Raw genomic sequence first — 13063 nt, 5'->3', positions numbered from 1 at the left:
GATCGTATGTCTGATCGGGGTGAACATTCCCGGGTCCGGGTGGCGGTGCTGCCGGCCGCCCATCCCGCGGTTCGCCGTATCACCGGCCTGGATGGCGCTGAGCACGTAGAGCTGGTGCCCGTCCGGCCCGGGGTGGTGAACGGGCAGACCCCGCCCGAGGCGGTGACTCCCGCGGAGTTCGATCCCGGCCACGAGGCGTCGGGCGAGATTCATCGCGACGGCGACCCGCTGCGCACTGTCGACCTGGCGCACGTGCACTTCGGGTACGACTACCTCGAGCCGGAGAGCGTGGACGGGGTGGTGGAGCATCTGGCGCGGGCCGGGGTGCCGATGGTGCTCACCGTCCACGACATCGTCTACCCGTCCCACGAGGACGAACTCCCGCACCGGGATCACACCGGCACACTGGTCGAGGCCGCCGCTGCCGTGGTCACGCTGACCGAGGTGGCGGCGCACGAACTGTGGGTGCGGTGGGGCGTCGAACCGGTGGTCGTGCCGCACCCGCGGCTGCTGGACGAGGACGAGGTCTCCTCCGCCATCCGCGCCGGCAAGCACCTGCGCGGTCCCGGCGATCCGGTGGTGGTGGGGGTGTTGCTGGAGCGGATGGGCGAGAACATCGACGGCCCGGAGCTGCTGGACCAGCTGGCGCCCGTCGCCCACGGGCGGCGGGGCGCACACCTGCGGATCGTCGTGGAGGCGCAGGCGTGGCGCGACGCGTGCGGCGAGGACCGCGAGGCCGGCGGGCACCATCTGGTGGCGGAGCTGGCGGCCGAGGGCGGCTGGGAGTCGGTGCGGTTGGTGAGGTACGAGTCGCTGGACCTGGCGCCGTTGCTGGCCGAGTTCGCCGCGCTCGACGTGTGCGTGTTGCCGTACCGGTTCGCCACCCATTCCACCTGGTTGGAGTTGTGCCGCGACCTGGGCGTGTCGCCGGTGTTCCCGGCGGTGGGGTGCCTGCGGGAGCAGTGGTTCGACCGTTGCGATCCGGGTGATCACTCCGGGGAGGTCTACGATCCCCGCGATCCGTCCGCGGTGGCGGTGGCGGTCCGGGCGGCGTTGGAGAATCCGCGGGCCGTCCCGCCGCGGGTCGAGGGCGCTGATCCGACGAGCGTCATCGCGGCTCATGCGCGGATCTACGACGAGGCCGCGGGGCGCCGCTGAGCGTCCGGGGTCGGGCCGGGGCGCGGTGGGGTGGTGGCTGCGCTCGGCCGGGCCGGGCTGGGGCCCTGCGCCGGGCCGGCTAGGAGTCGCCGTCGCCGCGGGCGATGTCGACCGGCCAGGCCAGCGTGAGCATCGAGTCGGTGGCCGGGGCGGCCGCGTCCATACTGAGCTCGAGACACACGGTGACCGGGGATCCGGGCGTGGTGCGGGTGGCGCCGGGCAGGACCAGCGGTTCGTCGACGGTGGGCGCGTCGAGTGGCACCGGCCGGTCACTGTCGCCGGCGTGGATGCTGGGCCAGTCGAGTTCGAACGTTGGCGCGGCGCATGCTCCGCCGCGGGCCGAGACGGCCCGGACCCGTACGTGGGACGCGGTCTCGGGGTCTCCCTCGATGAGGGCGCCCTCGCCGATGTCGACGTGGGCCTCGGACCGGGAGTCGACGGTGGTGCGCAGTGTCAAAGGCTGATAGGCGGAGCGGTTGCGCAGGCCGGCTGTGTCCACGCGGACGGGGAAGTGGCCGCCGTAGGAGGAGATGGGCGCGGTCCAGGTCGTACCGAAGTCGGTGGACGCCTGGACGGACCACGCCGAGCTGCGCAGTTCGGACTCGCGGGTCTGCTCGTCGCGGTCCTGGACGATCATCGTCGCGCCGAGTGCGCAGACGGAGGCGGCACCGAGTGCGACCAGGGTGGTCGCCGCGTGCCGGATGCGCATGACTCCTCCGAGGGGCCGTCTGGTGGAGATCGGTCCAGAGGAGGGGGCTCTGGTGCGGGCGGGGCCGCAGTGATCGCCGTTTCAACTAGTTTATGGCTCGCGGCCGAAGCATCGATACAGCGCCCCTGGGTGTGTCCGATATCACTCTCGCTGTGGCGTGTCGACCGGTCGTCAGCGGATGTAGACCACGGTTCCGGTCTCCTGGTTGATGGCGGCCCAGCGCCAGCCGTGCGCGGCGGGGTCGTCCGAGGTGAAGGTGGCCCACGCTGCGCCGGGGTCGCTGCTGCCCAGCCAGATCGCGAGCGCCGCAAGCCCCTGCTGGGCGTCGCTGGGGATGGTGTTCCTGACTATCGGGGAACGCGGATGACACTGGGCCGTGGCTGTGAGTCTGAATCGGAATGCGGCGTCCTGCTTATCGAGCTCAACGCGTCGCAGGGGTGGCGCTTGTCAACACGTGCACCCCTGCCCGGCCCTGTTGGCATACTCGGCCCCGTGCCCCGCGCGCGCCAGAGGTGAATCTGGTCACATGCCTACCTGCAGGAGAAGCCGATGCCCGACACCCCGTCCCTGAAGCTCGGTTACAAGGCGTCGGCCGAGCAGTTCGGTCCGCGTGATCTGGTGGAGTTCGCCGTGATGGCGGAGCAGGCGGGGATGGATTCGGCCACGGTGTCGGATCATTTCCAGCCCTGGCGCCACGACGGCGGTCATGCGCCGTTCTCGTTGGCGTGGATGACGGCGGTGGGCGAGCGCACCGAGCGCCTGCAGCTCGGCACCTCGGTGCTCACCCCGACGTTCCGCTACAACCCGGCGGTGTTGGCGCAGGCGTTCGCGACGATGGCATGCCTGTACCCGGGCCGCATCTTCCTCGGTGTGGGTACGGGTGAGGCGCTCAACGAGATCGCCACCGGGCATCAGGGCCAGTGGCCGGAGTTCAAGGAGCGGTTCGCGCGCCTGCGTGAGTCGGTCCGGCTCATGCGCGAGCTGTGGACCGGCGAGACCACCAACTTCGAGGGTGACTACTACTCGACCAAGGACGCGTTCCTCTATGACGTGCCCGAGGGTGGCGTGCCTGTCTACGTCGCCGCGGGTGGTCCGGTGGTGGCCAAGTACGCCGGCCGGGTGGGCGACGGGTTCATCTGCACCTCCGGCAAGGGGATGGAGCTGTACACCGACAAGCTGCTCCCGGCCGTCGAGGAGGGCGCGGGAATCAACCAGCGCGACTCCTCGCAGATCGACCGGATGATCGAGATCAAGATCAGCTACGACCCCGACCCGGCCGCCGCGTTGGAGAACTGCCGCTTCTGGGCCCCGCTGTCGTTGACACCGGAGCAGAAGCACTCGGTGGACTCCCCGCGCGAGATGGAGCGCCTCGCGGATGAGTTGCCGATCGAGCAGGTCGCCAAGCGGTGGATCGTCGCCTCGGACCCCGACGAGGCCGTCGAGCAGGTCAAAAAATACGTCGACGCGGGCCTGAACCACCTGGTCTTCCACGCCCCCGGCCACGATCAGAAACGCTTCCTCGACCTCTTCAATTCCGACCTCGAACCGCGACTGCGAGCCCTTGCATGAGTAACGAGAACAACCTCCCCGGCCCGGACACGGCCGATCTCTCCGGCCTCGAGGGCATCCTCGGCCACAAGGAATCGGTCCGCGTCCTGCGCTATCCGCACGAGACCGAGCCGGATGAGGAGGGTCAGACAACGGAGTGGCATTGCGACATCGTCGTCGTTGACGACGTTCCCGCGCCCGGCTTCTCCACCTACGCCACCGTGGGCGCCCGCGAGCTCCCCACCAACGTCACCACGCCCGAGGGGCGCCAGATCCGCTCCGAGTTCGTCACCGTCGGCCGCACCGGCCACCGCGCCATGGCCGACGTCCTGGACGCGTGCGCGCTCGCGGTGGCCACCGGTTCCATCCACGTGGCGCCCGGTGCGGTGATCCCCAACGCGGTCGGCCTGGTCGATCCCGGCCGTACGTGCGAGCACCTGGTCCTCACGCCGCCGTTCCTGTGGCCGGACCTGCAGGTGGTCGACGAGACCGGCGGCCCCGACGGCACCGGCCCCCTGCTCACGCGCCTGCAGGCCGTGCCGATCACCACCGCGGAGATGTCCGCCATCGGACGTGACGGCGCCGACGCCCTGTTCGAGCGGCTCGACACCGCCGACGCCGACGTCACCAACCCGGACCGCCCGAGCGTGGTGTGAGTGAGGCTGGTGTGAGTGGGGCCCGTGTGAGCGCGCCTGCGCCCCGGACGTCCCGCGGTGTCACGCACGTACTCACCACCGCGGCCGGGCTGATGCTCGTCGAGGCCACCCCCGACGGCATCGCGCGCCTCGTCCAGGTGGACGCGGACCAGCTCGACGCAGACCAGCTCGACCACAGGGATGCCGCCGCGACCTGGTTCAACGTGAAACATCACGACGACGACGAGGGCCGCGATCCCGAGCCCGGCGCCGCGGCGGAGCACCTCGCCCGCCTGGCGGAACAGGTGGAGGACTACCTGGCCGGGAGGCTCCGCGGGTTCGACGTCCCGCTGGACTGGGCGGCGGCCGGGGTCCACGATGAATTCTCACGTGAGGTCTACCGCGAGATCCAGCACATCCCCTACGGCGAGACCTCCAGCTACGGCCAGGTCAGTATCGACGCCGGCCGGCCACGCAACGCCCGTCGCGTCGGCCGGCTGTGCACGCTGGTGCCGGTGCCGTTCGTCATCCCCGTCCACCGGGTGATCCGCGCCGACGGCGGTATGGGCAACTGCCCCGAGTACCGGCTGCGGCTGCTCGAGCACGAGCGACGCAACATCGCCGCCGAGCGTGCCGGGAAGCCGGGCCCGCTCCCGTTCCGGTAGGCATCGCCGCCGTTCGTCCGGGCATGGCCGGATCGGTGGGACGGCGGCCACACCGTGGTTAGGGTGGCGGTCAGCGTCGGGGGCCGAGGGGTCCGCCGGTGCGGACCGCCTGCCGTCGACCACAACCCACGGGGGAAGCCATGACAGCCGGAACCGTCGCCACCACTGCCCGCGCCGAGAGCGTGGTCGAGAAGTTCCAGCGGGTCCGGGGGCTCACCGACCTGCTCGCGTCCCGGCTCAGCCCGGAGGACCAGATCCCCCAGTCGATGACCGCGGCCAGCCCCGCAGCGTGGCACCGGGCGCACACCACGTGGTTCTTCGAGGAGTTCGTGCTGGGTCGGCTGCCGGGCTACACCTCGCCGGAGCCGGTGTTCCGCTTCCTGTTCAACTCGTACTACGAGGCGGTCGGCCCACGGCAGCCGCGGCCGCAGCGCGGGCTCATCACCCGCCCGTCGGTGGCGGAGATCGGGGACTTCCGCGCCCGCATCGACGAGGCCGTCGTCGACGCCCTCGAGGCGGGCCGGGTCGACGAGCGTGGCCTCGAACTGCTGGAGCTGGGCTGCCATCACGAGCAGCAGCACCAGGAGTTGCTGCTCATGGACATCAAGCACCTCTTCTCGCACAACCCGACCGACCCGGTCTACGTCCACAGGGCGGCGGACCCGGCAGGAGCGGCGCCGGGGGAGACCGAGTGGCTCGCCGTCGCCGAGGGGGTCGCGCAGGTCGGCGCCCCGGCTCCCGGCGACTCCGACGTCGGGGACGGCTCGGGCGCCACCGCCGCAAGCCCCGCCACCGCCGCAGGCCCCGCGTTCTCCTATGACAACGAGCGTCCCCGCCACCGGGTGTGGATCCCCGGCGGTGAGGTCGCCACCCGCCAGGTCACCGTCGGCGAGTGGAAGCAGTTCATGGCCGACGGCGGTTACTCCCGGCCCGAACTGTGGTTGTCCGACGGCTGGGCCACGGTCCAGGCCGAGGGCTGGGATGCGCCCGGGTACTGGCGACGTGAGGACGACAGCCCGGTCGGCCGCGCCGCCGACACCGCGACCGCCGCCGACACCGCGACCGCCGCCGGCCCCGCGACCGCCGCTGGCCCCGCGACCGCCGCCGACGGTGAGTGGACCACCTTCACCCTGAGCGGCCGGCGGCCGGTCGTCGACGCTGAGCCCGTCATCCACGTGTCCTTCTACGAGGCCGACGCCTACGCCCGCTGGGCCGGCGCACGGCTGCCCACCGAGTTCGAGTGGGAGGTCGCCACCACCGGCTGGGAGATCCGCGACGAGCTCGACCCCGACCGCTGCCACCCGCGGCCCGCCGCGGAGCGGACGATCGGCGGCGTGTGGGAATGGACTGCCAGCGCCTACCTGCCGTATCCGGGGTTCGTCACCGAGGAGGGCGCGGCCGGCGAGTACAACGGCAAGTTCATGTCCGACCAGCATGTCCTCCGCGGTGGCAGCGCGTTCACGCCCGTCGGCCACACGCGGCACACCTACCGGAACTTCTATCCCGCCGCCTCGAGGTGGGCGGCCGCCGGACTGAGGCTCGCCCGGTGACCGGCGCGCGCGAGGTGGCCGCCCAGTGCGGTGCCGCCGGGCCCGACGGCCCCGGTGCAACAACAGCAAAGACAACGACGACGACAACAACGATGACAACGACGACGACGAGCACCGCCGATCCCGACACCGCCGCGCTCGAATCGGATCTGCGCGCCGGGTTCTTCGACGACCCGCCGACCGTGCCGCCCCGCTGGTTCTACGACGAGAAGGGCAGCCTGCTCTTCGACCGGATCACCCGGCTCGCGGAGTACTACCCCACCCGCGCGGAGGCGGAGATCCTGCGGTCGCGGGCCGTCGACATCGTCGGCGATGCCGACACACTCGTCGAGCTCGGGGCCGGGACCTGCGAGAAGACGCGGGTCCTGCTCGACGTCCTCGCCTCCCGCCCCACCGGCGCCACTGATCCAGCCGGCCCACTGTTCGTTCCGGTCGACATCAGTACCGAGATGCTCTTCGGTTCCGCCCGGGCGCTCACGGCCGAGTACCCCGGACTGCGTGTCGTCCCGGTCGTCGGTGACCTCACCGCCCTCGACGGCCCCCTACCGGGCGAGCCGGGCGGGCGGTTGGTGCTCTTCCTCGGCGGCACGATCGGCAATTTCAGCGAGGCCCAGCGAGCAGAGTTCCTCGCGATGCTGCGCGGCGTCATGGACCCGGGCGACCGGCTGGCGCTCGGCTTCGACCTCGTCAAGAGCCCCGAGCGGCTGGTCGCGGCCTACGACGACGCCGACGGCGTCACCGCCGAATTCAACCTCAACATGCTCGACGTGATCGCCCGGACCGTCGAGTGCACCGGGCTGGACAGGCGCGATTTCCGCCACGAGGCCGTGTGGAACGCCGCCGAGAGCAGGATCGAGATGTGGTTGCGGGCGGTCCGCGACGTGCACGTCGACTTCCCGACGCTGGGGCGCTCGCGAACCCTCGCCGCGGAGGAGGGCATCCGCACCGAGATCGCTCGGAAGTTCGAGCCGGACGCACTCGCCGACGACCTCGCCGGCCACGGGTTCGTCGGCCCGACCGTGTGGACCGACGACGCCGGGGACTTCGGGCTGGTCCTCGTCGTCGTCGACTAGGGGTACACCGTGACCCCCCGGGGCGCCCCGGATCTCGCCGATCGGGCCCGCGGCCTTCTCGGGGAGGCCCGCGCGGCCGGGGCCGCCGTCGACTCGGCGGCGGCTGAACTGTTCCGGCTGGGCGGGGAGGTCGCGCGCGCCGGCACCCGGGCCGAGGCCGCCCGGAGCGGGGCGCACGTCGCGGCCGAGCGGGACCTGGTGAGCGGCTTGCTCGACGAGCTGGACGTGATCGCCCGGGTAGCGGATCGGCTCGTCGCCGAGCTCGACCGGGCCGACGGCGGCGGGCGAGGCGCCGCCGACGGCGGGGCCGGGCCGCGGGCGACCCTCGTCTCCGTTCGGCGGGTCATCGAGGCGGCGGACAGTCGGGGCCGCGAAGGTATGTGGTTGGGAGAGCTGGCGACGGACCGGGTTCGGGATTTCGCCGAGTTCGAACTGCTGTACTCGCGCGCGTCGCAGCACCTCGACCGCCGCCGGTGGGACGCCGCCGACGCCGTCCTGCCCCGGCTCGTCGCACTGGATCGCGCGCTGGTGAGCACGGAGATCGGCGCGATGCTCGACGAGCTCAAGTTCCGCCTCATGACTTCGCGGGGATGACGCGGGCCGACCTGCGACGATGCGCTTCCGGACCGGTTCGTGTCGTACGTGTGTTCTATGCTTCGGGGTATGGAACAGGGAGTATGGGATGCGGAGGGGCGGGGCGGTGAGCGGGACGAGCCGGCCCCGCTGACCGACGTTCTCGCGTTCCTGGAGGCGTCGGTGGAGACGCTGTGCGCGGTCGACTGGGCCGAGCACGACGCGGACGCGCTCGCCCACGCGGTGGGTCGCGTGGAGGTCGTGGCCCGGCGGCTGGACGCCAGTGGCTCCCGGGCCACTGCGGAGTTGGCCGCGCTGCACCGTCAGAAGGGACGCACCGCCGGTGGCGTCGCCGCGCTCCTCGCCGAGAAGCTGGGACTGGCGAAGGGCACGGTGCACGGTCGGATCGACGCCGGAGGACGTCAGGCCACCCCGGCCGGGCGGGCGGCCGCGAACGGGGAGATCACCGGCGAGCACGAGCGGATCATCGCCCGAGCCGTCTCCGGTCTGCCCGGAACGATGGGCGGCGACGCCAAGGTGTGTTTCGCCGAGGAGCTCACGGAGTTCGCCCGCACGGCGGCGCCCGCCGACCTGCGGGCCGAGGCCGCCCGCCGGGTCGCCGCCCTGTGCCCGGACCGCGGACGGGACCGCGAGGAGCACCAGGAACGTCAGCGCTCGGCGCGGCTCGGCGCGGTTCGGTCCGACGGCACCAGCACCCTGACGATGACCCTGACGCCCCGCGGCCGCGCCCTGGTCGAGAGGGCACTGTGCGACTTCGGCGGGCCCGGCGGCGCCGTGGAGTGTGAACCCGGGTCCGACGAGCGTGCCCCCGAACAGCGCGCCCACGACGCCCTGGTGCACCAGTGGGCCCTCGGCTCGACCGTCGACCCCGCCCGCCCCAAGGGCATCGCGACCATCGTCGTGCGGGTGACACCGGAGCAGCTCGAGGACCCCACGACGCTCGTGCAGACCGACGCCGGCACCCAGCTCAGCGTGCGGCAGGCGGTCTCCATGGCCGGAACGATGCCGTGGTTCGTCTCCCTGCTGCGCGACGGCCGGGAGGAGCTGCACCGGATCGACGTGGACGCACACCCCGACCGGCGCCTGGCGTCGGCGATCCAGCGGTTGGTCCTCTACGCCGCCCACGGAGGGTGCACCTTCCCCGGGTGCACCGCCCCGGCCAGGCGAAGTCAGTTCCACCATGTGAGGGAGTGGTCACGGGGCGGGTCGACGACGGTCGCCAACGGGGCACTCGGCTGTCCCGTCCACCACGGGTTCGTCGGCGACGGCCCCGGAGGGTGGAAAACCGTGGTGAACCCCTCCGCGCCCGGCCTGTGCACGTGGCTGCCTCCCGGCGTCGACAGGCTCACCGATGTGTGACGACCCGCCCCGGACCGGGGTGGGGGATCGGCCCGTCGGGTGTGTACCAGGTGTGCTGCGCCGCCGGCGCTGTCACAATGCCCCCGTGCCCGAATCCCTTCCTCCCGAGTCCGTAGCGTCCGATACCCTCGCGTCCGACACTCCAGCGTCCGAGACTCTCGCGTCCGAACCCCGCGCCTCGGGGCCAGGCGATCCCACCGGGGCCGAGTTGTCCGACTCCGACGTCGCCGCACTCTCGATCCCGTCCCAGTCGGGCGGTGAGCCGCTCTCCTCGTCCGCGGTCTACGTCGTGGCCCCCGAGGGCGACACGGGCAAGTCGACCGTCGCGCTGGGGCTGCTGCGCATCCTGGCCGGGACCGTCCAGCGGGTCGGGGTGTTCCGCCCCGTCACGGTCGCGCCCCGCCCCGCCGGTCCCGGCGTCGAGGACGAGGAACCGGTACGCGACCGCATCGTGGAGATGCTGCTGCAGCAGACCACCGTGGACCTCGACTACGAGGACTGCATCGGCGTGACCAACATGCGCGTGCACTCCGACCGCGACGCCGCCCTGAGCGAGATCGTGCACCGATATGAGGCGGTGGCCCGGCAGTGCGATGTCGTCGTGATCGTCGGCACCGACTACACCGGGGTGCCCAGCCCCACCGAGTTCGACTTCAACGCCACGATCGCCGTGAACCTCGGCGCCCCCGTCTTGCTGGTGCTCCGCGGATCCGACCGCACCCCGGCCGAGATCGCCACCAACGCCCGACTCACCCTCGAGGAGCTGCGTGTCGAGCACGCCCACCCCGTGGGAGTCGTCGTGAACCGGTGCGATCCCGACGCGCTGGACGAGATCCGGGCCGAGCTCGGTTCGCTGGACGTGCCGGCCTGGACTCTGCCCTCCCAGTCGCTGCTCACCGCGCCCACGATGGGTGAGCTCATGGAGGCGGTCGACGGCGAGCTCTACTCTGGCGACCCGGCCCTGCTCGACCGCGAGGCGATGGCCGTGATGGTCGGCGGCATGACCGGTGACCGGATCCTGGAGCGACTGGTCGACGGGATGGTCGTCATCGTCCCCGCCGACCGCACCGACGCGGTCCTGGCCATCCTCGCCGCACACGCCGCCGAAGGCTTCCCCTCGCTGGCAGGGATGATCTGGAACGGTGGGGTCAGGCCGAACGCGGCGTTGGACAGGCTCGTCCGCGGGATGCGCTCCACCCTCCCGATCATCTGCACGGGTCACGGCACCTACGACACCGCCCGTCTGGCCGCCGAGACCCGCGGGCGCGTGTTCTCGGGCTCGGGGCGCAAGGTGGAGACCGCGCTCAGCCTGATGGAGAAGCACGTCGACACCGAGGAACTACTCGCACCGCTGCGGGTCGATGCGCCCGACGTGACGACGCCGCAGATGTTCGAGCATCAACTCCTCGAGCGTGCCCGCGCAGACAAGCGCCACATCGTGCTCCCCGAGGGCGACGACGACCGCATCCTGCACGCCGCCGGCCGGCTCCTGCGGCGCGACGTGGCCGACCTGACGATCCTCGGTGACCCCGAGGCGATCCGTCGGCGTGCCGACGAGTTGGGTATCGACCTGAGCGGCGCGACACTGCTGGACCCGCGGACGAGCGAGCACGCCGATCGGTTCGCCGACGAATATGTCGAGCTGCGCAAGCACAAGGGCATGACCCCGGACGTGGCCCGTGACCGCATCCTCGACATCTCCTATTTCGCCACGATGATGGTGTACACCGGGCTCGCCGACGGCATGGTCTCGGGCGCCGCCCACACCACCGCCCACACCATCCGCCCCGCCCTGGAGATCATCCGGACCCGACCCGGCGTGCAGACGGTCTCCAGCGTGTTCCTCATGTGCCTGGCCGACCACGTTCTGGCGTTCGGGGACTGCGCGGTGGTGCCCGACCCCACCGCCCAGCAGCTCGCCGACATCGCGGTGTCGTCCGCCGAGACCGCCTCGCGGTTCGGGATCGACCCGCGTGTGGCACTGCTCTCCTACTCCACCGGGGACTCCGGCAGTGGGGCCGACGTCGACAAGGTGCGCGAGGCGACCGCACTTGTGCGGTCGCGGATCGCCGAGGCGACCGAGGGTGATCCGGCTGCCGGCCTCGTCGTGGACGGGCCCCTGCAGTTCGACGCCGCCGTCGACCCCACCGTCGCGACCAAGAAGATGCCCGACTCCCCGGTCGCCGGCCGGGCCACCGTCCTGGTGTTCCCCGACCTCAACACGGGCAACAACACCTACAAGGCCGTACAGCGGACCGCGGGCGCGGTCGCGATCGGCCCGGTCCTCCAGGGGCTGCGCAAGCCGATCAACGACCTGTCCCGCGGTGCGCTCGTGGAGGATATCGTCAACACGGTCGCCATCACCGCAGTCCAGGCGCAGGGCGTCGGAGACCTCCAGGGAAGCGACTCATGACCCGCGTGCTCGTCATCAACTCCGGCTCCTCCTCCCTGAAGCTGCAGATCCTCGACACCGCCGTCGAGGGTGAGTTGGCCTGGGCTCTGGTCGAGCGGATCGGTGAGCCCGTGGGCACGCTGACCGTGCGTCGCAGCGACCTGGCCGGTGCCGGTGCGGAAGAACGCACCGCGGAGGCGGAGTTCCCGGACCACACCGCCGCGCTCGGTCACGTACTGGAGTTGGCGGAGGAGCTGCACGTCCATCCCACCGGCCTGGGGGTCGAGGCGATCGGCCACCGTGTGGTCCACGGCGGGCCGGCCTTCCACGAGCCGGTCGAGGTGACGCCGGAGGTGGAGGCCGACATCGAGAAGCTCGAGGTGCTCGCCCCTCTGCACAACCCGGCCAACCTGCGTGGCATCCGGGTGGCCCGCGACCTGCTGCCGGGGCTGCCGCACGTGGCCGTGTTCGACACCGGGTTCTTCCACACCTTGCCCGCCGCCGCCCACACCTATGCCATCGATCGCGAGACGGCACGCGAGTGGGACCTGCGCAGGTACGGCTTCCACGGCACGAGCCACGAGTTCGTCTCCCGCCGTACCGCCGACGTCCTGGGCCGCCCGTACGGCGAGCTCAACCAGATCGTCCTGCACCTGGGCAACGGGGCGTCGGCGTCCGCTATCGAAGGTGGCCGCGCCATGGATACGTCCATGGGTCTGACGCCCCTCGAGGGACTGGTCATGGGTACACGACCCGGAGACCTCGACCCCGGCCTGATCATCCACCTCATCCGTGACCGGGGCATGTCGCCCGAGGACGTCTCCACTCTGCTCAACCGCCGGTCGGGACTGGAGGGGTTGTCGGGGGCGCGCGACTTCCGCGAACTCCTGACGCGGGTCGACGACGGTGACGAGGACGCCATGCTGGCCTACGACGTGGTGATCCATCGCCTGCGTCGCTACATCGGCGGCTACTGGGCGGTCCTCGGCGACGTGGATGCGATCACGTTCACGGCAGGGGTAGGGGAGAACGTTGCGCGCCTGCGGGCCGACGCGCTGTCGACCATGCGCGGCTGGGGTGTGGAGATCGACGCCGAGGCCAACGAGAACGGCACCGGCGAGCGGGTCATCTCCACCCCTGACAGTCGCGTAACGGTGCTCGTGGTGCCCACCGACGAGGAACTGGCGATCGCGAGGGCGTGCGACGACGTGCTGGGCCTGCGACGATAACGTCGTCCACATTTGCTAAGAACAGCTTTAGTTATAGAGTGCGGGGTGATCCCCGCATCCGAGTCCGGGCTGAACGAAGTCGGACGATGCCCCACGCCTCACCTTCCTCCCCGGACACCCGGCCCGAGCGCGGGCCGCGCCCCGGCCCGAC

The 13063-nt window shown here is 71.5% G+C and carries 11 protein-coding genes; 10 read left to right on the top strand and 1 reads right to left on the bottom strand.

The annotated features are described in order from the left end of the window. Positions 1-6: 6 nt before the first annotated feature. Positions 7-1158, top strand: coding sequence for a hypothetical protein (locus tag OVA21_RS13430; protein WP_227022155.1), 1152 nt, complete (start codon positions 7-9; stop codon positions 1156-1158). A 79-nt stretch (positions 1159-1237) separates the two neighbouring features. Here OVA21_RS13430 and OVA21_RS13425 read toward each other — a convergent pair whose 3' ends face one another. Next, positions 1238-1867 carry a hypothetical protein gene (locus tag OVA21_RS13425; protein ID WP_132062467.1) on the bottom strand — a complete coding sequence of 210 codons (630 nt, stop codon included), beginning with the start codon at positions 1865-1867 and terminating at the stop codon, positions 1238-1240. 549 nt (positions 1868-2416) lie between these two features. On the opposite strand from OVA21_RS13425, the gene fgd reads away from it, so the two are divergent. From fgd to OVA21_RS13380, 9 genes are all read left to right on the top strand, one after another. Beyond that, positions 2417-3436, top strand: a complete 1020-nt coding sequence (gene fgd / locus OVA21_RS13420; RefSeq protein ID WP_132062469.1) for a glucose-6-phosphate dehydrogenase (coenzyme-F420) — start codon at positions 2417-2419, stop codon at positions 3434-3436. Further along, positions 3433-4071, top strand: a complete 639-nt coding sequence (locus OVA21_RS13415) for a suppressor of fused domain protein (protein WP_067719340.1) — start codon at positions 3433-3435, stop codon at positions 4069-4071. The genes fgd and OVA21_RS13415 overlap by 4 nt, the downstream gene beginning before the upstream one ends. Before the next feature lie 26 nt (positions 4072-4097). Further along, the gene (locus OVA21_RS13410) at positions 4098-4715 is read left to right on the top strand and encodes a methylated-DNA--[protein]-cysteine S-methyltransferase (protein ID WP_227022156.1); all 618 of its coding nucleotides are present in this window, start codon (positions 4098-4100) and stop codon (positions 4713-4715) included. Between the two features lie 140 nt (positions 4716-4855). After that, positions 4856-6265, top strand: coding sequence for an ergothioneine biosynthesis protein EgtB (egtB, locus tag OVA21_RS13405; protein ID WP_096906735.1), 1410 nt, complete (start codon positions 4856-4858; stop codon positions 6263-6265). Between the two features lie 92 nt (positions 6266-6357). Next, positions 6358-7338: an L-histidine N(alpha)-methyltransferase gene (gene egtD, locus OVA21_RS13400; protein WP_096906736.1), complete on the top strand. Its 981-nt coding sequence runs from the start codon at positions 6358-6360 to the stop codon at positions 7336-7338. A gap of 9 nt (positions 7339-7347) precedes the next feature. Further along, positions 7348-7932, top strand: coding sequence for a hypothetical protein (locus tag OVA21_RS13395; RefSeq protein WP_132062474.1), 585 nt, complete (start codon positions 7348-7350; stop codon positions 7930-7932). Positions 7933-8001: 69 nt separating this feature from the next. Continuing rightward, complete coding sequence (locus OVA21_RS13390) at positions 8002-9291, top strand: HNH endonuclease signature motif containing protein (protein WP_132062476.1); 1290 nt, start codon at positions 8002-8004, stop codon at positions 9289-9291. Positions 9292-9376: 85 nt separating this feature from the next. Then, positions 9377-11704 carry a phosphate acetyltransferase gene (pta, locus tag OVA21_RS13385; RefSeq protein ID WP_442778934.1) on the top strand — a complete coding sequence of 776 codons (2328 nt, stop codon included), beginning with the start codon at positions 9377-9379 and terminating at the stop codon, positions 11702-11704. Then, positions 11701-12912, top strand: coding sequence for an acetate/propionate family kinase (locus OVA21_RS13380; RefSeq protein WP_132062478.1), 1212 nt, complete (start codon positions 11701-11703; stop codon positions 12910-12912). The genes pta and OVA21_RS13380 overlap by 4 nt, the downstream gene beginning before the upstream one ends. Positions 12913-13063 lie beyond the last annotated feature (151 nt).

This window comes from Dietzia sp. SL131 (genome assembly GCF_026672565.1).
GTDB classification, from domain to species: domain Bacteria; phylum Actinomycetota; class Actinomycetes; order Mycobacteriales; family Mycobacteriaceae; genus Dietzia; species Dietzia kunjamensis.
This window is presented reverse-complemented; position numbering and strand designations above follow the sequence as displayed.